Here is a 21,713-nt window from a genome sequence, read left to right as displayed (position 1 = left end):
ACGGGCCACGGACCCGGACGTTCCGCTCGGTCGCGGGAGCCACTACGAGGGGGTGGAGACGTGCACGCTGTCCGCTGCCCGCTCGCCGCGTCCGTCGCCGGAGGGGTCGCCTGTCGGCCATCTCCGCGGCGCTCGGTTTCGGCCCCTTCATCGGGGGCATCCGGTGACAGCCGTTGTTCTTCCCGCGCTTGCCGGGGCACAGTAGCGCCCCACGAGGTGACTGCCTCATACAACCGGCCCGGACGGACGGAATCCCACGCGTGACGGAGCACCCCACCTCCCACGAAGGCCGGCAGCCACTGGCGGCCCGGCAGCAGGAGCGCACCCGGCCCCGGCAGCAGGACGCCGCGGCCGCGGCCGCCGCTGCCGCGGTACCGGCTCCGGCCGCCGCGCCGAACCCGGGTCCAGGAGCGGCCGCCGTCGCCGACGCGCAGGCGGCCACCCGCCGCGAGGGCGACCGGCTGCGCTTCGTCGGCGCGGCGACCCGGCGGATCGCCCGGGGCATAGACCTGGACGAGATCGTCCTCGGCCTGTGCCGGGCCAGCGTGCCGACGTTCTCCGACGCGATCCTGGTCTATCTGCGCGACCCGCTGCCGGTGGGCGACGAGCGGCCGGTGAGCCCGTTCGTGCTGCGGCTGCGGCGCAGCGACCGGCTGCGCGTCAGCGACGAGGAGGGCGGCGATGCGGCGGCCGGTTCCGAGACGGAGCGGCTGCGTCCGCTGGTCCTGGACCCGCAGGCCGACCTGATGCCCGCCGCCGAGCTGTGCGAGGTGCGGGCGGGCGGTGCGCTGGCCGAGGTGCTGCGCGGGGTGCGGCCGGTGTTCGGCGACTCCGCGGCGGCCCGGGCGGCCCTGCCGGAGCTGCTCGGCCCCGGCCGGTCCGTGCCCACCGGGCACCGGGCGATCCTGGCCCCGCTGCGCGGCCGCCGCCGGGTCATCGGCGCGGCCGTCTTCGTACGCGGCACCGAGCGCACCCCGTTCGAGGCCAGTGATCTTCTGGTCGCGGCGCAGCTCGCGACGCACACCGCGCTCGGCATCGACAAGGCCGTGCTGTACGGGCGCGAGGCCTACATCGCCGACGAGCTGCAGCGCACGATGCTGCCCGACTCGCTCCCCCAGCCCACCGGCGTACGCCTCGCCTCGCGCTACCTCCCGGCGGCCGAGACGGCCCGGGTCGGCGGCGACTGGTACGACGCGATCCCGCTGCCCGGCAGCCGGGTCGCGCTGGTCGTCGGCGATGTGATGGGGCACTCCATGACCTCGGCGGCGATCATGGGCCAGCTCCGGACGACGGCGCAGACCCTGGCGCAGCTCGACCTGCCGCCGCAGGAGGTGCTGCACCACCTGGACGAACAGGCGCAGCGCCTGGGCAGCGACCGGATGGCGACCTGCCTGTACGCGGTGTACGACCCGGTCGCGCACCGGATCACCATCGCCAACGCCGGCCACCCGCCGCCCGTGCTGCTGCATCTGGGCGGGCGGGCCGAAGTGCTGCGGGTGCCGCCGGGCGCCCCGATCGGGGTGGGCGGCGTCGACTTCGAGGCCGTCGAGCTGGACGCCCCGGCCGGTGCCACGCTGCTCCTCTACACCGACGGTCTGGTGGAGTCGCGGCTGCGGGACGTATGGACGGGCATCGAGCAGCTGCGGGAGCGCCTTGCGGCGACCGCGCAGCTCACCGGCCCGGACCACGCGCCTCCGCTGGAGGCCCTGTGCGACGACGTGCTGGACATGCTGGGCCCGGGTGACCGGGACGACGACATCGCGCTGCTCGCCGCCCGCTTCGACGGGATCGCCCCGAGCGATGTGGCGTACTGGTATCTGGAACCGGAGGACGCGGCCCCGCGCCGGGCGCGCCGGCTGGCCCGGCGGGCGCTGGACCGCTGGGGTCTCGAGGAGCTGGCCGACGAGGTGGAGCTGCTGGTCAGCGAGGTCGTCACCAATGCCGTGCGCTATGCGGAGCGGCCGGTGGCGCTGCGGCTGCTGCGGACCGACATCCTGCGGTGCGAGGTCGGCGACGACTCCCCGCAGCTGCCGAGGCAGCGCCGGGCGCGGGAGACGGACGAGGGCGGCCGCGGGCTGTTCCTGGTCAACCGGCTGGCCCGGCGGTGGGGCGCGACGCGTCTGTCGACGGGCAAGGTCGTCTGGTTCGAGATGGCGCCCCGGGGGCAGTAGGGCGGCACGAAGCCGTGAGGGGCGGACCCGGCCGGGTCCGCCCCTCACTCATGCGCTCATGCGTTCAGGCGCTCACTGTCCGGCCTGTCCGTTGCCGCCGGGCCGTTCGCCCGGCTGGCCGTCGCCGTCCCCGGGCAGCGGCGGGATCTCCGGGGTCGTGGGAGGCGGGGTGACGGGCGGGGCGCTGCTGGTGGGCGGGGCCGGCGTGGTCGGGTCCTCGCTGGGCGTCTCGCTCGGCGTCTCGGAGGGCGTGTCCGACGGGGTCGGGTCCTCGGACGGGGTGGGGTCGTCGGACGGGGTGTCGGACGGCGTCGGCGGGGCGGGCACCTCGCCGCGCTCCACGTCCTCAAGGTCGAACGTCTTGTCCGACCCGCCGCCGAGGGCGCCGAGGGTGTAGTCGGCCCAGATCCTGGCCGGGAAGCCGCCGCCGTTGGCGCGGCCGGAGTTGGCCGTACCGGTCAGGGAGACCTGCTTGCGGCCGCCGTCGCCCTCGCCGAAGAGGGCCACGACCGTGGTCAGCTCCGGGGTGTATCCGGCGAACCAGGCGGACTTGTTGTCCTCGGAGGTGCCGGTCTTGCCCGCCGCGTCGTAGGCGGAGGTGTTGGCCGCACTGCCGGACCCGGCGTCGACGACCCCGGTGAGCGCCTTGGTCACGGTGTCGGCCGAGGCGCGGCTGATGGCCTGCTCCCGCTTGGGCTTCTCGGGGTTCACCGTGCGGTCGCGGTGCTCGGCGGACTGGAGGATGTGCGGGGTGACCTTCTGACCGTGGTTGTCGAGCGTGGCGTACGCGCCGGCCATGTCCCAGGTCGAGGCGTTCATGGTGCCGAGCGAGACGGCGGGGCGCTCGGGGAAGTTGTTGTCCGGTACGCCGAGGGCGAGCGCGGTCTCCTTGGTGGCGGCGGGCGTCACGTCCACGATCATCTGCGCGAAGACGGAGTTGACCGAGCTGTTCATCGCCTTCTGGACGGAGATCGGCCCGTAGCTGCGGTCGTCCTCGTTCTGCGGGTTGAACGGGGTGTCGCTGCCGACGACGGGCCGCTTGCTCGTGCCGTCGTAGATGGTGTTGAGCCCGATCAGGCTGCCGTCCTGGGTCTTCGACTCGTTCTCCAGGGCGGAGGCGAGCACCAGCGGCTTGAAGGTGGAGGCGGGCTGGTAGTCCTGGCGGGTGGCGTTGCTGATGTAGTGCTTGACGTAGTCCTCGCCGCCGTACAGCGCGACGACCTTGCCGGTCTTCGGGTCGACGGAGGTGGCCCCGGCCTGGACGGTGGCGTCGATCTTGTTGCCCTCGCGGTCGAGCTTGGACTCCAGCTGGTCGTCCACCGACTTCTCCAGCGCCTTCTGGCGCTTCTTGTCGACGGTGAGCGTGAACGTCCAGCCGCCGGCCTCGCGGTCCGCGGCGGAGACGCCCTGCTTCTCCAGCTCCTTGTTGGCGGCCTCGACGAGATAGCCGGTCTGGCCCTCCATGCCCGGGGCGGGCTTGGGCTTCTTCGGGACGGGGAACTCCTGCTGGGCGCGCTCGGACTCCGTGAGCCAGCCCATCTCGACCATGTTCCTCAGCGTGTAGGCCCAGCGGTCCTTGACCAGCTTCTTGCCGGTGTCGGTGGCGGTGGCCCAGTCGTACTGGCTGGGGGCCTGGAGGAGGGAGGCGAGATAGGCGCCCTGGGTGACGTTCAGGTCCTGGGCGTCGATGCCGTAGTACGCCTGGGCCGCCGCCTGGATGCCGCTCGCGCCGCGTCCGTAGTAGGCGGTGTTGATGTACCCGGCGAGGATCGTCTCCTTGGACTCCTGCTGGTCGACCTTGAGCGAGATGACCAGTTCCTTGAGCTTGCGGCTCACGGTGGGGTCCTGCGTCAGGTAGTAGTTCTTCACGTACTGCTGGGTGATGGTCGAGCCACCCTGCTTGCCCTTGCCGCTGAGCGTGTTGAACAGGCCGCGGGTGGTGCCCTTGAGGTCGACGCCCTGGTCCTTGTAGAAGGTCTTGTTCTCGGCGGCGACGAAGGCGTGCTGCACCTTCTTCGGCACCTCTTCCAGGTCGACGATCTGGCGGTTGACGCCCTTGCCGGTCCGGGCGAGGACCGTGCCGTCGCTGTACTTGTAGACGTTGCTCTGCCGCTCCGCCATGGCGTTGGCGGCGGCGGGGACGTCGACGTACAGATAGAGCGCTCCGAAGGCGCCCATGCCCAGCAGGACGATCCCGAAGAACGTGCCCAGCAGCTTCTTCCACGTGAAGAGTCTGCGTATGCCGCCGCTCTTCGGCGCCCGGCGCGACTCCTGCGCCTGGGCTCGTCGCGCATCCGCTCGACCCATTGGTGTGTTGCTCCCGCTTCTCTGCTCGACCGGCTCGCTCGGTTTCCTCAGTTCGCTCAGACCTGCCAGCTAACACCGCCGACAGGGACAAAAGGCAAGCGATCCGGTCTTTTACGGACGTGACAATCAGCACCCATTCCCTAGGAACCGACTCCTCAGGGGTGGACAAGGTTGCGAGAACCATTAATGTGTAATCACATTGCTAGCGCGGTGCGAGACCGCGCCGAACGGGGGATCCCATGACCGGACAGCACGACGACCACCGACCGGAGACCGCGGCGGAGGGCCTGACGATCGACGCACCCGACATGCCCGCACCGCAGGTCAGGGAGGTCACGGCGCACTCCATACCGGGCGGCGTCGGACTGCTTCTGACGGTGCTCGGGGTGTTCGCGGGGATCGGCCTCGCCATCGTCGGCGGGGTGATCGGGGCCGGAGGTAACAATGCGGTCGGCGTCCCGCTCTTCATCCTCGGGGTGCTCCTCGTGATCACCTCGTTCTTCTGCATGAGCGGTGTGAAGATGGTCGCTCCGGGCGAGGCCCGGGTGATCCAGCTCTTCGGCCGGTACGTCGGCACCATCCGCTCCGACGGGCTGCGCTGGATCAACCCGCTGACCTCCAGCCGCAAGATCTCCACCCGCGTCCGCAACCACGAGACCGCCGTCCTGAAGGTCAACGACGCCTACGGCAACCCGATCGAGCTGGCCGCGATCGTCGTCTGGAAGGTCGAGGACACCGCCCAGGCACTCTTCGAGGTCGACGACTTCCTGGAGTTCGTCGCCACCCAGACCGAGGCGGCCGTGCGGCACATCGCCATCGAGTACCCGTACGACGCCCACGAGGAGGACGGCCTCTCGCTGCGCGGCAACGCGGAGGAGATCACCGAGAAGCTCGCCGTCGAGCTGACCGCCCGGGTGAAGGCCGCGGGCGTCCTGATCATCGAGTCGCGCTTCAGCCACCTCGCGTACGCCCCCGAGATCGCCTCCGCGATGCTCCAGCGCCAGCAGGCCGGCGCGGTCGTCGCGGCCCGCCAGCAGATCGTCGAGGGCGCGGTGGGCATGGTCGAGATGGCCCTGGCCCGGATCGCCGAACAGGACATCGTGGAGCTGGACCCCGAGCGGAAGGCGGCCATGGTCGGCAATCTGATGGTCGTGCTGTGCGGTGACCGCGCGGCCCAGCCGGTCCTCAACACGGGCTCCCTCTACCAGTGACCGACCCGACGCCTCCCCGGCGGACACCGGCAGCCCGGTCGCGACAGCGCAAGCAGATGCTGCTGCGGCTGGACCCCGCGGTGCACGACGCGCTCGCCCGCTGGGCCTCCGACGAACTGCGCAGCGCCAACGCGCAGATCGAGTTCCTGCTGCGGCGGGCGCTCGCGGAGGCGGGCCGGCTGCCGGGGGCGGCGCGACCCATCGCCCGCCGGGGACGGCCCCCCAAACAGCCGCCGGAGGAGCCCGGGACCCCGCCCGGATCCCCGCCCGGATCCCCGCCCGGTCCCGACGCCCGGAGCACTCCGTAAGGGCGCTCCCCGGCCCACTCCCGTCACACTCCCGACACCGCGACCCCGGCCCGCCCCAAGGGCCGGGGTCGCTTTCCAGACGCGTATACACAGCGGGTATACACACCGTGTAGAGTGCTCCTCATGTCTATCGGTCACACCCTCCTCGGGCTCCTGGAGTCCGGCCCCCGACACGGTTACGACCTGAAGCGGACCTTCGACGAGAAGTTCGGCCAGGACCGCCCGCTGCACTACGGCCAGGTCTATTCGACGATGTCCCGGCTCCTGAAGAACGGACTCGTCGAGGTCGACGGCGTCGAGAGCGAAGGAGGCCCCGAGCGCAAGCGGTATGCCATCACCGACGCCGGGATCACCGATGTCTCGCAGTGGCTGGCACAGCCCGAGAAGCCGGAGCCCTACCTCCAGTCGACGCTCTACACCAAGGTCGTCCTCGCACTCCTGACCGGTCGCAGCGCGGCCGATCTGCTGGACTCCCAGCGCTCGGCGCATCTGCGGATGATGCGCATCCTGACCGACCGCAAGCGCAAGGGCGACCTCGCCGACCAGTTGATCTGCGACCACGCCCTGTTCCACCTCGAAGCCGATCTGCGCTGGCTGGAACTGACCACTGCCCGACTCGACCAGCTCGCCAAGGTGGTGGCTCCGTGATTCCCGAAGGCTCCCTGCTCGCCGCGCACGATCTGCGCAAGACCTACGGTTCGACGCCCGCCCTGGACGGCGCCTCGTTCTCCGTGCACCCCGGCGAGGTCGTCGCCGTGATGGGCCCGTCCGGCTCCGGCAAGTCGACCCTGCTGCACTGCCTGGCCGGGATCATCACGCCCGACTCCGGCACCATCACCTACGCGGGCCGCGAGCTGTCCGCGATGTCGGACGCCGAGCGCAGCGCCCTGCGGCGCAGCGACTTCGGCTTCGTCTTCCAGTTCGGCCAGCTCGTCCCGGAGCTGACCTGCGTGGAGAACGTCGCCCTGCCGCTCCGGCTGAACGGGCTCAAGCGCAAGGCCGCCGAGCGCACCGCCCTGGAGTGGATGGAGCGTCTGGAGGTCGACGACCTCGGGGCCAAGCGCCCCGGCGAGGTCTCCGGCGGACAGGGCCAGCGGGTCGCCGTGGCCCGTGCGCTGGCGGCGTCGCCGAAGGTGATCTTCGCGGACGAGCCGACCGGCGCGCTGGACTCCCTCAACGGCGAGCGGGTGATGGAGCTGCTCACCGAGGCCGCCCGCTCCGCCAACGTCGCCGTGGTCCTGGTGACCCACGAGGCCCGGGTCGCCGCCTACTCCGACCGTGACGTCACCGTGCGCGACGGCCGGGCCCGCGACATGGAGCACGCCGTATGACACTGCTCGACAAAAGCCGGGCCCCGGTGGCGGAAGCGCCCCGCCCGGCACCGCCCTCACGGGGCGCGGTGACCCTCCGCGACCTCGGCCTCGGCATCCGGTTCGCCGCCGCCGGGGGCCGCGAGGGCTGGATCCGTACGCTGCTGACCGCCGTCGGCGTCGGCCTCGGCGTCGCCCTGCTGCTGCTCGCCTCCTCCGTACCGCATCTGCTCGACGAGCGGAACGCCCGCGAACAGGCCCGCAGCGAGGCGCGGATCTCCGACTCGCCCGACGCGAACGCCCCGAAGTCGGACAGCTCGGTGCTGCGGATCAACACGACCACCGAGTACCACGACCGGACCGTCGCGGGATATCTGATGCGCGCGGACGGCTCGACGCCCGTCCTCCCGCCGGGAGTCGCCCGCTTCCCCGGGGCGGACGAGATGATCGTCTCCCCCGCCCTGCGGGAGCTGCTCGCCGAGCCGGGCAACGAACTGCTGCGCGAGCGGCTGCCGTACGGGATCACCGGCACGATCGGGGACGCCGGGCTGCGCTCCCCCGGCGAGCTCCTCTACTACGCGGGCAGCGACACCCTGACGCCCGCCTCGGGCGGCCACCGCATCGCCGGGTACGGGGACGAGCGCGGCGGCGACCCCCTCCCGCCGCTGCTGACCGTGCTCGTCGTGATGGTCTGCGTCGTACTGCTGCTGCCGGTCGCGATCTTCATCGCCACGGCCGTGCGCTTCGGCGGCGACCGCCGCGACCGCCGACTGGCCGCGCTGCGCCTGGTCGGCGCGGACATCCGGACGACCCGGCGGATCGCCGCAGGCGAGGCGCTGTTCGGTGCGCTGCTCGGGCTGCTGCTCGGCCTGGCGTTCTTCCTGGTGGGCCGGCGGTTCATCGGCGCGGTGGAGATCTGGGACGTCAGCGCGTTCCCCGCCGACCTGGTCCCCGATCCCCGGCTGGCCCTGCTGATCGTGGTGGCGGTGCCGCTGACCGCCGTCCTCGTCACCCTGGTGGCGATGCGCTCCGTGGTGATCGAGCCGCTCGGCGTCGTACGCCGGGGGCGCGAGCGGGGACGCCGGCTCTGGTGGCGGCTGCTGATGCCGCTCGCGGGGCTGGCGGTGTTCGGATTCACCGGCAAGATCAGTGCGTACGAGTACGCGCCGGAGAAGCCCTTCGGGATCGCGGCCGGCGCCGTGCTGGTGCTGGTCGGGCTCGCCCTGCTGCTGCCCTGGCTGGTCGAGGCGTGTGTGAACCGGCTGCGCGGCGGCCCGGTGCCCTGGCAGCTCGCCACCCGCAGGCTCCAGTTGAGCAGCGGGGCCGCGTCCCGCGCGGTCAGCGGGGTCACCGTGGCGGTGGCGGGCGCGATCGCGCTGCAGATGATGTTCGCCGCGATGAACGCCGACTTCAACCGGATGACCGGCCAGGACCCCACCCGGGCCCAGTTCGCCGGGTATTCCGAGGACGTCACCGGCGAGGCGGCCACCTCGGCCATCGAGCAGTTCCGCGCCACCAAGGGCGTGGAGGTGGTCATCGGATCGGTGGCGGCGTACGCGTCCAAGCCCGGCGACTACGCCGAGGAGGACGTCCCGCCCACCACCTCGCTGACCGTCGGCACCTGCGCGACCCTGCGCGAGCTGGCCCGGATCGACGCCTGCGCGGACGGCGACGTCTTCGTCGTCCACCCGCCGGGCGACAAGGACATGAGCGCCTGGGTCGACCAGACCGCCCGCAAGGGCAAGGAGGTCGAGATCGAATCCGGGAGCAGGACGGTGCGGTGGACACTGCCCGCGGACTCCGCGACCGTGCAGGGCCGCAAGGACCCGATGGGCGAGACCCACTACGGGATCATGGCCACCACCGGCGCGGTCGACGCGGGCAAGCTGCCCGGCGCGACGTTCAGCGTCCAGATCCGGGTCGACCGGAGCGTGCCGGACGTCGCCGAGTACGTGCGCAACACGGCGGCGAAGGTCGACCCCGGGATGCGCTTCGTGACGCTCGACTCGGTGGAGCGCGACCGCCAGTACGCCAGCATCCAGACCGGGCTCCAGGTGGGGGCCTCCGCGGTGCTGCTGCTGATCGCCGCGTCGATGCTGGTCTCCCAGCTGGAGCAGTTGCGTGAGCGCAGGCGACTGCTGTCGGTGCTGGTCGCCTTCGGCACCCGGCGCTCCACGCTCGGCTGGTCGGTGCTGTGGCAGACCGCCGTGCCGGTGGTGCTCGGTCTGGCGGTGGCGGTCGTGGGCGGTCTGGGGCTCGGCGGGGCGCTCACCTGGCTGATCGAGAAGCAGGTCGCCGACTGGTGGCTGTTCTGGCCGCTGGCGGGGATCGGGGGCGCGCTGATCCTGCTGGTGACCCTGCTGTCGCTGCCGCCGCTGTGGCGCATGATGCGCCCGGACGGACTGCGCACCGAGTGACACCCGCACGACGCGCGTAACGGCCGGGGCTCCTGGGAACAGGGCCCCGGCCGGACACGCCCCACGTACGTTCTCAGGTGCCCTCCGCCACCAGCCGCACCGGCAGTGGCCGCATCGCCTCGCGCAGCGCCGCGGCGAACTCCTCGAACTCGCCGCCCCGCGCCGACCCGGACCGCATCGCCAGCGCCACGCGCCGGGCGGGCGCCGGGTCCGCGAAGTACCCGGTGGCCAGCGCCTCGTTGCGGCCGGTCTCCACCGTCACCGCGGTCCGGGGCAGCAACGTCACCCCGAGCCCGCCGGCGACCAACTGGACCAGGGTGGAGAGCCCGGCGGCGGTCGTGGTCACCGGGGCGCCCTCGGTGCGGCCGGCCTCGCGGCAGATGTCCAGGGCCTGGTCGCGCAGGCAGTGCCCCTCGTCCAGGAGCAGCAGCGGCAGTTCGCGCAGCGCGTCGCGCGGGATGTCCGCCCGGCCGCCGAGCCAGTGCTCCTGCTCCATGACCAGCACGAAGTCCTCGTCGAAGAGCGGGATCTCGGTGACGCCCGGCACCCCGAGCGGCACCGCGAGCAGCAGCAGATCGAGCCGGCCCGCCGCGAGGCCCTCCAGCAGCGAGGAGGTCTGCTCCTCGTGGACCTGGAGGTCGAGGTCCGGGTAGCGCTCATGGACCAGCCGGAGCACGGTGGGCAGCAGATACGGGGCGACGGTCGGGATGACGCCGAGCCGGAGGACTCCGGTGAACGGGGCGCGGACCGCCTCCGCCTCCTCCATCAGCGCGGCGACGGCCTCCAGCACCGCCCCGGCCCGCACCGCGAGCCGCTCCCCCGCGGGCGAGAGCAGCACCTTGCGCGTCGTACGCTCGATGAGCTGGACACCCAGTGCCTCCTCCAGGGTGGACACCGCTCCGGAGAGTGCGGGCTGACTCATCCCGATTGCTGCCGCCGCGTCCCGGAAGTGCAGATGCTCCGCCACGGCCGCGAAGGCGCGCAGCTGCGACAGGCTCGGCTGTTTGCCGGGCGACTTACCGGACTGCTTGGGTCGTATGCCGTGATTTACCTGCGCCACTGATAGGCACCTCCGATCATCTGGACCGAGTGTAGCTATTTCCGTGATCAATGCACTCTGTGCCATGGTGGGGCTCGTCCAACCCTCAGGAAGACCCTCAAAAAGGGAATTCCAGACGTTGCAAGGAGAGCGCGTGCTCACTGTCGGTGACAAGTTCCCCGAGTTCGACCTGACCGCTTGTGTTTCGCTGGAGAGCGGCAAGGAGTTCGAGCAGATCAACCACAAGACCTACGAGGGCAAGTGGAAGATCGTCTTCGCGTGGCCGAAGGACTTCACCTTCGTGTGCCCCACCGAGATCGCCGCCTTCGGCAAGCTCAACGAGGAGTTCGCCGACCGTGACGCCCAGGTCCTCGGCTTCTCCGGTGACTCCGAGTTCGTGCACCACGCCTGGCGCAAGGACCACCCGGACCTGACCGACCTGCCCTTCCCGATGCTGGCCGACTCGAAGCACGAGCTCATGCGTGACCTCGGCATCGAGGGCGAGGACGGCTTCGCCCAGCGCGCCGTCTTCATCGTCGACCAGAACAACGAGATCCAGTTCACGATGGTGACCGCCGGTTCCGTGGGCCGTAACCCCAAGGAGGTCCTGCGGGTCCTCGACGCCCTGCAGACCGACGAGCTGTGCCCGTGCAACTGGACCAAGGGCGAGAACACCCTCGACCCGGTCGCGCTCCTCTCGGGCGAGTGAGCTGATACCGACATGGCTCTCGACGAACTGAAGTCCGCCCTGCCGGACTTCGCCAAGGACCTGAAGCTGAACCTCGGCTCGGTCATCGGCAACAGCGACCTCCCGCAGCAGCAGCTGTGGGGCACCGTGCTGGCCTGCGCGATCGCCTCGCGTTCGCCGAAGGTGCTGCGCGAGCTGGAGCCCGAGGCGAAGGCCAACCTCTCCGCCGAGGCGTACACCGCGGCGAAGTCGGCGGCCGCGATCATGGCGATGAACAACGTCTTCTACCGGACCCGGCACCTGCTGTCGGACCCGGAGTACGGCACGCTCCGCGCGGGCCTGCGGATGAACGTCATCGGCAACCCGGGTGTGGAGAAGGTCGACTTCGAGCTGTGGTCGCTCGCCGTCTCCGCGATCAACGGCTGCGGCCAGTGCCTGGACTCCCACGAGCAGGTGCTGCGCAAGGCCGGCGTGGACCGTGAGACCATTCAGGAAGCCGTCAAGGTCGCTTCGGTGATCCAGGCGGTCGGTGTGACCCTCGACGCCGAGGCCGTACTCGCCGAGTAGTGACACCGCACCACCCCTGATACGAGAAGAGCCCCGAGGACGACCGACCGTCCCCGGGGCTCTTCTTTTGCGTTCCGCCCACCGCTTCCGCCCGCGGCTTCCGCTCCGCTACTCCTGCGGCGGCGGCCTGTTCTCCGGCGCGCGTTCGCCCGGGGCGTCCTGCGGGCCCGGTGGCGCCGGAGCCGCCGTGGCGTGCGCCGGGGTCATCGACAGGGCGGTGGCCCCGTGGTGCCCGCCGCTCTCGCCCGGGCCGCCCGGCGCCGCGTACGAGCGCAGATAGCCGACCACCGTGTTGATCACGGCGACCAGCGGTACGGCGACCACCGCGCCGCCGATGCCCGCGACCAGCCCGCCGGTCGCGACCGAGAGGACCACCGCGAGCGGATGGACCCGGACCGCGCGGCCGAGGATGAACGGCTGCAGGATGTGGCCTTCGATCTGCTGTACGGCCAGGACGACCACCAGCGCCCACAGGGCGGTCCACACCCCCTCGGTGACCAGTGCGACGACCACCGCGAGCGCTCCGGAGACCACGGCGCCGACGAGCGGGATGAAGGCGAACAGGAAGATGAAGACGGCCAGCGGCACCGCGAGCGGCACATTGAGGATGTAGAGGCCGAATCCGATGAAGATGGCGTCGATCAGGGCGACGAGCACCGTGCCGCGCACATACGCGGTCAGGGTGCGCCAGGCGCGCGGTCCGGCGCCGGCGACCCCGGGGCGGGCGGCGGCGGGCACCAGCTTGAGCGACCACTCCCAGATCCGCCTGCCGTCGTAGAGCAGGAACAGCGTGGAGAACATCGCCAGCAGCAGCCCGGTGAGGAACTCCACCATCACGGTGACGCCCTGGAGCCCGGCGGAGGTGATCTCCTCGGTGTTGGTGCCGATGGTGTCGTTGAGGTTCTTGGCGATGTCGTTGATCTGCTGCTCGGTGACGTGGAAGGGGCTGTCGAGCAGCCAGCGCTTCAACTCGTCGATGCCGTCGCGGACCCGGTCGGAGAGCGTGTCGAGGTTCTCCATCACCTGCCACACCACGAACCAGCCGACCAGGCCGATGATGACGAACCCGAGGACGGCGGTCACGGCGGTGGCGAGCCCGTGGGGCAGCCCGAACCGCTTGAGCCAGACGACGGTCGGCTGGAGCATCGCGGTGACGAGCAGCGCGGCGGCGAAGGCCAGCACCACGAGCTGGACCGCGCTGATCACCTGCATCAGCACCCAGAGCGTCCCCGCGAGGACGAGGAGCCGCCAGCCGGCCTCGGCGGCGACCCGCATCCCCCACGGGAGCGCCGCCACCGGATCCGGCTTCGCGGCGACCGAGGGGGCGTACGAGGGCGGCGCGGGCACCTGCCCGGGGTCGTCGGCCTCGGGGACGGCGGAGTCCCCCCGCGCCGCGGGGGGTTCGTCCTCGTCGGCGGCGGCGCGCGCCCGCCGCTCGTCCAGTCGTGCTCCCAGCTCCGTCAGTTCGGACCCGAAGCGGCCCAGCCAGCCCGGCAGTTTCGACATGCTTGCTTTCCTTCCCCCATCTTCGCCACCCAGCGCTCCTCGGCCCGTCCGGGCGCCTCGCGACGCCCCCGGGTTCGCCGGGATGCGACCGTACACGCGCGAGGCCCCCCACCGTCTGGACGGTGAGGGGCCTCGCGAGGTTGAGAGCGCGGTCCGTGGACTTCGCCCGCTCCCTCTAATACCAGTTGTTGGCCTGCCAGAAGGACCAGGCGCCGCACGGGCTGCCGTAACGGCTGTCCATGTAGCTGAGGCCCCACTTGATCTGGGTGGCCGGGTTGGTCTGCCAGTCGGCGCCGGCGGACGACATCTTGTGACCCGGGAGCGCCTGCATCAGACCGTACGCCCCGGAGGACGGGTTGGTCGCGCGGTAGTTCCAGGTCGACTCGTGGTTCACGATGTTGCTGAAGCACTGGAACTGGTCCGCGGGGACCATCTGACGGGCCATCGCCTGCACGTCGGCCACGCTGTAGGAGCCCTGCGCGGAGAACGAGGAGGCGTCGCGGACGGAAGAACGGCTGGCGCGCTCGGCGGCCTCCTTCTTCTCCTTCTCGGCCTGCTCCGCAGCCTTGCGCTCGGCCTCGACCCGGTCCTCGGCCGCCTGCTTCTTGGACTTGGCGTCCTTGGCGGCCTGGATGCGGGCCGATTCCTCGGCCGACTTCTTCGCGGCGGCGTCGGCGGCGGATGCCTGGGCATCGGCCTGCTGCGTCAGCGAAGCGGTCTGGACCGCGGCCTGCTGGCCCGCGGGGATGTCTGCGAGCAGCGTGGTGTCGGCTGCGGCCGCTTCGAAGTTGTTGTCGTCGGCGGCAGGTGTGCCGCCCGCAGCAACGCCTACGACGGCGCCTACGGTGGTGACCGCGGTGGCAGATGCCACGGCGAACCCCCGGACCGAGATCCGGCTCACATGGTGTCCTTCCAGCATCGCCCGCTTAGGTGACCTCGCGGGCGCAATCGTGCCCCTGGCACTGGCCTCCCTACTGCGTGGGTCACGGGAGGCGCGGGCCCGTTGGGCAACCCCGGTGAGGAGGCTGCCGCGTGGTGCTCGCGGGCGGCATACGGGCGTCTCGTGTTGAGTTGTGTGGTGCGTGGCGCCTCTGGAGGTGCCCAAGTGCCGTATGCGGGGCCTGACGGAAGCAAGACTCTGCCGGACGGGGACGCCAGGAGGCAATTCTGTGTTGCGTGGGAAAGGTCACACCCCGTTTGGGCCACTGGTTTTCCGGAAATGACGGCGCAGCACAATGCCGCCCGGCTAAGCTCCTTGGCTCGCCGGGCGGCATCAATGGGGCATGCAGGTCAGATGTGGCCTTCCTCCAGCATTTCGGTCACCAGCGCGGCGATCTGTGAACGCTCGGAACGCGTGAGCGTGACGTGGGCGAACAGCGGATGGCCCTTCAGTTTCTCGACGACGGCGACGACTCCGTCGTACCGGCCGACCCGGAGGTTGTCCCGCTGGGCCACGTCGTGAGTGAGCACGACACGCGAATTCGCCCCGATTCGGGACAACACGGTCAGCAGGACGTTCCGTTCGAGCGACTGCGCCTCGTCGACGATCACGAACGCGTCGTGCAGCGAGCGGCCGCGGATGTGGGTGAGCGGCAGGACCTCCAGCATCCCGCGCCCGAGCACCTCCTCGATGATCTCGCGCCCGGCGACCGCCGAGAGCGTGTCGAAGACCGCCTGCGCCCAGGGGCTCATCTTCTCGGCCTCGCTGCCGGGGAGATAGCCGAGCTCCTGTCCGCCCACCGCGTACAGCGGGCGGAAGACCATCACCTTCTTGTGCTGCCGGCGCTCCAGCACCTCCTCCAGGCCCGCGCAGAGGGCCAGCGCCGACTTCCCGGTGCCCGCCCGGCCGCCGAGCGACACGATGCCGACATCGCTGTCGAGGAGGAGATCGAGGGCGATCCGCTGCTCGGCGCTGCGCCCGTGGATGCCGAAGGCCTCCCGGTCGCCCCGCACGAGCCGCACATTGCCCTCGGCCGTCACCCGGCCGAGCGCCTTGCCGCGCTCGGACTGGAGGACCAGGCCGGTGTGCACGGGCAGTTCGGCGGCCTCGGGGACGTACAGCGTCTCCTCGCTGAACAGCAGGTCGATCTGTTCCCCGGCGAGGGACAGTTCGCTCATGCCGGTCCAGCCGGAGTCGGTGATGGCGAGCTCGGCGCGGTACTCCTCGGCGAGGAGGCCGACGGAGGACGCCTTGATGCGGAGCGGCAGGTCCTTGGAGACGACCGTGACGTCGTACCCCTCGGCCTGGAGGTTGCGTGCGACCGCGAGAATCCGTGAGTCGTTGTCCCCCAACCGGTAGCCGGCGGGCAGGACGCCGGGATCGGAGTGGTTGAGTTCGACACGGAGCGTCCCGCCCAGATCCCCGAGCGGGATCGGGGCGTCCAGCCGGCCGTACCGGACCCGGAAGTCGTCCAGCAGGCGCAGGGCCTGCCGGGCGAAGTAGCCGAGCTCGGGATGGTGCCGTTTGGCCTCCAGTTCCGTGACCACCACGATCGGCAGCACGACTTCGTGCTCGTCGAAGCGGGCCATGGCGCCTGGGTCGGCCAGCAGGACGCTGGTGTCGAGAACGTAGGTGCGCCTGTCGGGCATGCGGCGCTTAGTGCTGGTCACCACGGAAGGACGTACCCCCTCGGACGAGGTCGGGGAGTGCGACGAACGGTCGCGGAGCTTCCCGAAGGGAGAGGACGGACCGGAATCGGGCCCCACTGCGCGGGCCGGACCACGGCCTCCGCGTCGGCCGCACGCTGTGTACGGTCCTTCGTGTGCAAAGGGCCTCCCGGGCGAGCGGTCTTGGCACCGCTCACTTGGATGCGACATCCGCCTGGTTGATGACCGGACGTCGACCTGACAGGGGTATTCCCTTTATCGCGCGAAGCCATGCCGCCGCATATGACACGGTGTGGAGAAGTCCCGGTGGACGCGCGATGACTCCCCTATATAGAGGAGTCATCGGGCGGTACGGGTGAGGGGGCCGTTCAGGCGCCGTAGCGGCGGTGGCGGGCGGCGTAGTCGCGCAGCGCCCGGAGGAAGTCGACCTTGCGGAAGGCCGGCCAGAAGACCTCGCAGAAGTAGTACTCCGAGTGGGCGCTCTGCCAGAGCATGAAGCCCGAGAGCCGCTGCTCGCCGCTCGTCCGGATCACCAGGTCGGGGTCGGGCTGGCCCCGGGTGTAGAGATGCTCGGAGATCAGGTCGGTGGAGACGACCTCGGCGAGCTCCTCGAAGCTCGTGCCCTTCTCCGAGTGCTCCAGGAGCAGGGAGCGCACCGCGTCCGCGATCTCCTGGCGGCCGCCGTAGCCGACCGCGACATTGACGATTATTCCGTCTATTCCGGACGTCGACTCCTCGGCCTCCTTGAGAACGATCTGCGTCTCGGCCGGAAGCAGGTCGAGCGTGCCGACGTGGTGGACGCGCCAGCGCCCGTCCGACGCGAGGTTGCGCACGGTGTTCTCGATGATGCCGAGCAGCGGCTTCAGCTCGTGCTCGGGCCGGTCGAAGTTGTCCGTGGACAGCATCCAGAGGGTGACGACCTCGACATCGGTCTCACTGCACCAGCCGAGCAGCTCGGAGATCTTGTCCGCACCGGCCTGGTGGCCCTGTACGGCCGATCCGCCGGACGCCTTGGCCCACCGCCGGTTGCCGTCGAGAATGACCCCGATGTGCTTCGGCACCTGGTCGTGGTCCAGGCGGCCTCCCACCCGGCGCGCGTAGAGCCTGTACACCAGGTCGCGGAAGTTCACTGCGTTCACCCTCTCGGTTCCGTACGGGCCCGGGGCCCGTCCTCCCCGTCGCCGGGGGTCCGGGGGCCGTCCCCCGCAGGGGATCGCCGCACGACCTGCGCCGCCCGCGCGATCCCTCGGCGGTCCGCGCCTCTACCACTGGCACGGGCCACGCGGGCCTTCGCCGCGCCGCACATCGGCATTCCCCGAAGCCGCCACATTACTGCGACCGGGTCACGGGGGCCCAACCCGGTCTGTCACAACTCCGTGATAAGGAATGAAACGTGACTGATTACCTCTCCCCCGACCTTTACTACCGCGCCGCCGGTTCGCGCTACGACTCCATGGAGTACCGCAGGACCGGGCGCAGCGGCCTCAAGCTGCCCGCCCTCTCGCTGGGCCTGTGGCACAACTTCGGCGACGACCGGGCCCTGGACTCGCAGCGGGCGATCCTGCGCCGCGCCTTCGACCTCGGGGTGACCCACTTCGACCTGGCCAACAACTACGGCCCGCCGCCCGGCTCGGCCGAGCTGAACTTCGGCAAGCTCTTCGCCCAGGACTTCGCCCCGTACCGTGACGAACTGCTCATTTCCACCAAGGCCGGTTATCTGATGCACCCCGGCCCGTACGGGGAGTGGGGCTCGCGGAAGTATCTGCTGTCCTCCCTCGATGCCTCCCTGAAGCGGATGGGCCTCGATTACGTCGACGTCTTCTACTCGCACCGCTTCGACCCGCACACCCCGCTGGAGGAGACGATGGGCGCCCTGGCGTCCGCCGTCCAGCAGGGCAAGGCGCTGTACGTGGGTGTCTCCTCGTACAACGCGGAGCAGACCGCCGAGGCGGCCGGGCTGCTCAAGGAGATGGGTGTGCCGGCGCTGATCCACCAGCCGTCCTACTCCATGATCAACCGCTGGATCGAGGACGACGGGCTGCTCGACACCCTGGAGGCGGCCGGGATGGGCTGCATCTCCTTCGTGCCGCTCGCGCAGGGCCTGCTCACCAACAAGTATCTGAAGGGCATCCCGGAGGGCTCGCGCGCCACCCAGGGCAAGTCCCTCGACCCGGGTCTGCTCTCCGACGAGGTGGTGCGCCGCCTCAACGGACTCAACGACATCGCGCGGGGCCGCGGCCAGTCGCTCGCCCAGCTCGCCATCGCGTGGGTGCTGCGCGACAGCCGGATGACGTCGGCGCTGATCGGCGCGTCGAGCGTGAAGCAGCTGGAGGAGAACGTGGCGGCCCTCGCGGGTCCGGCGCTGACCGCCGAGGAGCTGAAGGAGATCGACGCCTTCGCCGTGGACACGGCGGGCACGAACATCTGGGCCGGCCGCAGCTGACGTCGGCTCACCAGGGCTGCCGCTCAGCTCAACAGGGCTTCCGCCGAACCGGACTTCCGTACGGGAAGAACGGGGCGGCGGGAGCCCGGAGACCGGTGCCCGCCCCGGCCCACAAAAAACGGGCCGGTCCGTGGGGGGGGATACGGACCGGCCCGAGGGGGGGTTTCCACCATAACCCTTCGTAAGTGCTGCCGCGTGCCACGCCACTCCACCATTACTCTCCGAATTCGCCGGACTGCGTTCCGAGCAGGCCGCACCCGGGCCGGACACCCGGTACCGGCCCCGGTGCCGACCCCGTGCCGACCCTGATATCGGCCCCCGTATCGAGGGGTCGTCGGGCACCGTCGCCTTGACGCCGCCGGGCGCGGTAGAGGACAGAACCTGACCTCTGGACGCTCTAGGTTCGATCCATGACGCGACGATCCCCTGCGGCGGCGACAGCGGCAGCGACCGCCACCACGACCGTGACCTGGACCGGGGCGAACGCCCGACGGCTGGCCCGCCAGCATCTCCACCCGGACCCCTCCGGCACCGCGTCGCCCTTCACCTCCCCCGGCACGGCGGTGGCCGCGATGCTCGGCGCGCACGCCCAGGTGCTATCGGCGGCCGAGCTGTCCGTGGGGCTGCGCGGGGACGGGCTGACCCGTACGGACGTCCGTACGGCGCTGTGGAGCGACCGGACCCTGGTCAAGACGTTCGGGCCACGTGGCACGGTCCACCTGCTGCCCGCGGCGGACCTGCCCCTGTGGACCGGGGCGCTGTCCGCGGTGCCCGCGGGCACGAACCCCTTCCCCAAGGACGCCCGGATGACCCCGGACCAGGTGGAGGAGGTCGTCGCGGCCGTCGCGGCGGCGCTGACCGGGACGGAGCTCACGATCGACGAACTCTCCGAGGAGGTCGTCGCACGGACCGGGCCGTGGGCCGGGGACCTGGTGATGCCCGGGTTCCAGACGATGTGGCCGCGCTGGCGGCAGGTCCTGCACCTGGCGGGCCACCGGGGCGCCCTCGCCTACGCCCCGAACCGGGGCCGGAAGGCGACGTACACCAACCCCGGGTGCACCCCGCTGCCCGGCCCCGGGGCACTGGCGGTCCTGATCGAGCGGTACCTGTACGCGTACGGGCCCGCCACCCCCGCACACTTCGCCCGCTGGCTCGCCGCGCCGAGGGCCTGGGCGGCCGAGCGGTTCGCCGAGCTGGCCGCGTCGGGGGCGATCGAGGAGGTGACGTTCGCGGACGAGGGGCCGGCGTGGGTGGTCGCGGGCGACACGGACTTCCCGGCGGCGGAGGTACGGGGCGTGCGGCTGCTCCCGTACTTCGACGCGTTCGGCATCGCTTCGTGGCCCCGCGAGAAGCTGTTCCCGGGGGCGTCGTACGAGCGGGCCCTCGCGGGCGGGCAGGCGGGGAACTTCCCGGTGCTGCTGGTGGACGGCATGGTGGCCGGCGTCTGGCACCAGCGCCGCTCGGGCCGCCGGATCGCGGTGACCGTGGAGCCGCTGGAGCCCCTGCCCGCGGCCGGGCTGCGGGACCTGGAGGAGCAGGTGGAGCGGGTCGCCGCGGTCATGGAGGGGACGGCGGAACTGACGGTCGGCCCGGTGACGGTGGGACCGCACGCGTAGGGCGGGGCGTACGGGTCAGGGGCGGGCTTGCGCGTACGGGTCGAGGACCGGCGTGCGGGTCGGGGACCGGGCGTACGGGTCGAGGACCGGGCGTACGCGGGTCAGCGGCGGGGCTCGAAGCGGACCGCCATCGTGTCCCCGGCGACCACCACGAAGTCCCCTTCCTCGCACCGGATCACGGCCTGGAGCACCTCACCGCCGGCGTCCCTGAGCTCCTGGGTGCCCACGACCGTCCACGCTCCCCCGTACGGCACCGGCGGCAGGAGGGCGGGTGGGGCGTGCTGCCACCGGCTCGCCGGTACACACCAGTCGGGCAGCCTCGGCCAGGTGCCCGGGGTGACGTGCAGCGTCCGGTCGGAGGCGCAGGTCAGCAGGACGGACTGGTCGTCCGCGAGGACGAACTCGACGGCCTCCGGTTCGCCCGCCCGGCCCTCGGGCCGGTAGTAGACCCCGAGGACGGCGGTGATCCTGGCCCCCGTGAGCCAGTCGGCGTTGCCGTGCCGCGTGCGCCCGGCAGGCCCCGCACAGTCTTCCCTCTCCACGGTCATGACGGCTCCCACTCCTTCGCTGTGCGTGCCTCCCACCGAGTAGGACGGTCGCCCGCGCGATCCCGTTGCCTCCGGGGCAAGCCTGAACTGGCGTACGGAATAGGCGGGTTGACCGGAGAGACGGGATCCGGCCACCGTCACCGGGGCTTTCGGGCCTCGATCAGGAAGCGGGCGGTGCGGGCCTCGAACGGCCCTTCCGCCTCGATCCGCCGGTGCAGCGCGGCCAGTTGGGGCCGGTACTGCTCAACGGTGAAGCCGGGCACCATCCAGATCACCTTGCGCAGGAAGTAGACCACCGCACCGATGTCGCGGAACTCGGTGCGCAGGGTCTCGGAGCGCAGGTCCACCACCTCGAGACCGGCCGCCGTCGCGGCGGCCCGCGCGTCCTCGGGGTGCCGGCCGCGCCGGACCTCCGGTGGCTGCGGTCCGAGGAAGTACTCCACGAGCTCGAAGACGCTGGCGGGGCCGACCTGCTGTGAGAAGTACGTACCGCCGGGGGTCAGGACGCGCGCGATCTCCTCCCACCACGTGGTGACCGGATGGCGGCTGACCACGAGGTCGAAGGCGGCGTCCCCGAAGGGCAGCGGCGGTTCGTCCGCGTCGGCGACGACGACCGCCCCGAGCGGATGCAGCAGGGCGGTGGCGCGGGCGACGTTCGGCGGCCAGGCCTCCGTAGCCACGGTGACCGGCGGGAGCTTCGGGGCGGCGGCCAGCACCTCGCCGCCGCCGGTCTGGAGGTCGAGCGCGGCGTGGGCCCGGCCGAGCCGGTCGGCCATCGCGCGGGCATACCCCCAGGAGGGGCGCTCCTCGGTGGCCCGGCCATCGAGCCAGGAAAAGTCCCATCCGTCCACGGAGACGGCGTCGGCCTCGGCGACGAGGGCCTCGAAGCGGTCGTGGGAGGCCGCGGAGTCGAAGGCCTCCGAGGGGAGGGGCAAGGGGGCGGGAGCGGATGGTTCGGACATACGGGAATCGTGT

At 71.3% G+C, this 21,713-nt stretch carries 18 protein-coding genes; 10 read left to right on the top strand and 8 right to left on the bottom strand.

What is annotated here, in order from left to right; genetic code table 11:
- Positions 1-260: 260 nt before the first annotated feature.
- Positions 261-2,171: a SpoIIE family protein phosphatase gene (locus ACIQPT_RS35770; RefSeq protein ID WP_401162280.1), complete on the top strand. Its 1,911-nt coding sequence runs from the start codon at positions 261-263 to the stop codon at positions 2,169-2,171.
- Between the two features lie 72 nt (positions 2,172-2,243).
- Here the strand turns inward: ACIQPT_RS35770 and ACIQPT_RS35765 are convergent, their stop codons facing one another.
- Positions 2,244-4,478, bottom strand: coding sequence for a transglycosylase domain-containing protein (locus ACIQPT_RS35765; RefSeq protein WP_401162278.1), 2,235 nt, complete (start codon positions 4,476-4,478; stop codon positions 2,244-2,246).
- 239 nt (positions 4,479-4,717) lie between these two features.
- Between ACIQPT_RS35765 and ACIQPT_RS35760 the strand changes: the two genes are divergently transcribed.
- From ACIQPT_RS35760 to ACIQPT_RS35740, 5 genes are all read left to right on the top strand, one after another.
- Positions 4,718-5,689 (top strand): SPFH domain-containing protein, encoded by a 972-nt coding sequence (locus ACIQPT_RS35760; RefSeq protein WP_401162276.1) that lies wholly within the window; start codon positions 4,718-4,720, stop codon positions 5,687-5,689.
- Positions 5,686-5,997 (top strand): hypothetical protein, encoded by a 312-nt coding sequence (locus ACIQPT_RS35755; RefSeq protein ID WP_401162274.1) that lies wholly within the window; start codon positions 5,686-5,688, stop codon positions 5,995-5,997. The genes ACIQPT_RS35760 and ACIQPT_RS35755 overlap by 4 nt, the downstream gene beginning before the upstream one ends.
- A gap of 123 nt (positions 5,998-6,120) precedes the next feature.
- On the top strand, positions 6,121-6,645 hold the full coding sequence (locus ACIQPT_RS35750; RefSeq protein ID WP_401162272.1) for a PadR family transcriptional regulator: 525 nt from the start codon (positions 6,121-6,123) through the stop codon (positions 6,643-6,645).
- Positions 6,642-7,328, top strand: coding sequence for an ABC transporter ATP-binding protein (locus ACIQPT_RS35745; protein ID WP_401162270.1), 687 nt, complete (start codon positions 6,642-6,644; stop codon positions 7,326-7,328). The genes ACIQPT_RS35750 and ACIQPT_RS35745 overlap by 4 nt, the downstream gene beginning before the upstream one ends.
- A complete protein-coding gene (locus ACIQPT_RS35740) occupies positions 7,325-9,724 on the top strand; it encodes an FtsX-like permease family protein (protein ID WP_401162268.1) in 2,400 nt (799 codons plus the stop codon). The genes ACIQPT_RS35745 and ACIQPT_RS35740 overlap by 4 nt, the downstream gene beginning before the upstream one ends.
- A gap of 73 nt (positions 9,725-9,797) precedes the next feature.
- Here the strand turns inward: ACIQPT_RS35740 and ACIQPT_RS35735 are convergent, their stop codons facing one another.
- Positions 9,798-10,784: a LysR substrate-binding domain-containing protein gene (locus ACIQPT_RS35735; protein WP_401162266.1), complete on the bottom strand. Its 987-nt coding sequence runs from the start codon at positions 10,782-10,784 to the stop codon at positions 9,798-9,800.
- A gap of 133 nt (positions 10,785-10,917) precedes the next feature.
- Here ACIQPT_RS35735 and ACIQPT_RS35730 point away from each other — a divergent pair, with 133 nt between their 5' ends.
- Positions 10,918-11,472 (top strand): peroxiredoxin, encoded by a 555-nt coding sequence (locus ACIQPT_RS35730; RefSeq protein WP_007452441.1) that lies wholly within the window; start codon positions 10,918-10,920, stop codon positions 11,470-11,472.
- Between the two features lie 12 nt (positions 11,473-11,484).
- Positions 11,485-12,018, top strand: coding sequence for an alkyl hydroperoxide reductase (locus tag ACIQPT_RS35725; RefSeq protein WP_401162264.1), 534 nt, complete (start codon positions 11,485-11,487; stop codon positions 12,016-12,018).
- A 108-nt stretch (positions 12,019-12,126) separates the two neighbouring features.
- Here the strand turns inward: ACIQPT_RS35725 and ACIQPT_RS35720 are convergent, their stop codons facing one another.
- From ACIQPT_RS35720 to ACIQPT_RS35705, 4 genes are all read right to left on the bottom strand, one after another.
- Positions 12,127-13,524, bottom strand: coding sequence for an AI-2E family transporter (locus tag ACIQPT_RS35720; protein WP_401162262.1), 1,398 nt, complete (start codon positions 13,522-13,524; stop codon positions 12,127-12,129).
- A 175-nt stretch (positions 13,525-13,699) separates the two neighbouring features.
- Entirely contained in the window at positions 13,700-14,425 is a 726-nt protein-coding gene (locus ACIQPT_RS35715) for a transglycosylase SLT domain-containing protein (RefSeq protein WP_401162260.1), read from the bottom strand.
- A 389-nt stretch (positions 14,426-14,814) separates the two neighbouring features.
- On the bottom strand, positions 14,815-16,137 hold the full coding sequence (locus tag ACIQPT_RS35710; RefSeq protein ID WP_401162258.1) for a PhoH family protein: 1,323 nt from the start codon (positions 16,135-16,137) through the stop codon (positions 14,815-14,817).
- 362 nt (positions 16,138-16,499) lie between these two features.
- Complete coding sequence (locus tag ACIQPT_RS35705) at positions 16,500-17,261, bottom strand: isoprenyl transferase (protein WP_401162306.1); 762 nt, start codon at positions 17,259-17,261, stop codon at positions 16,500-16,502.
- A 263-nt stretch (positions 17,262-17,524) separates the two neighbouring features.
- On the opposite strand from ACIQPT_RS35705, the gene mgrA reads away from it, so the two are divergent.
- Positions 17,525-18,574, top strand: a complete 1,050-nt coding sequence (mgrA, locus tag ACIQPT_RS35700; RefSeq protein WP_401162256.1) for an L-glyceraldehyde 3-phosphate reductase — start codon at positions 17,525-17,527, stop codon at positions 18,572-18,574.
- Positions 18,575-18,984: 410 nt separating this feature from the next.
- On the top strand, positions 18,985-20,190 hold the full coding sequence (locus ACIQPT_RS35695) for a winged helix DNA-binding domain-containing protein (RefSeq protein ID WP_401162254.1): 1,206 nt from the start codon (positions 18,985-18,987) through the stop codon (positions 20,188-20,190).
- A gap of 101 nt (positions 20,191-20,291) precedes the next feature.
- On the opposite strand, the gene ACIQPT_RS35690 is transcribed toward ACIQPT_RS35695, so the two are convergent.
- Positions 20,292-20,738, bottom strand: a complete 447-nt coding sequence (locus tag ACIQPT_RS35690; protein WP_401162252.1) for a hypothetical protein — start codon at positions 20,736-20,738, stop codon at positions 20,292-20,294.
- Positions 20,739-20,875: 137 nt separating this feature from the next.
- Positions 20,876-21,700, bottom strand: a complete 825-nt coding sequence (locus ACIQPT_RS35685) for a class I SAM-dependent methyltransferase (RefSeq protein WP_401162250.1) — start codon at positions 21,698-21,700, stop codon at positions 20,876-20,878.
- Between the last annotated feature and the right edge of the window lie 13 nt (positions 21,701-21,713).

The organism is Streptomyces sp. NPDC091289, from assembly GCF_044757365.1.
GTDB lineage: Bacteria > Actinomycetota > Actinomycetes > Streptomycetales > Streptomycetaceae > Streptomyces.
This window is presented reverse-complemented; position numbering and strand designations above follow the sequence as displayed.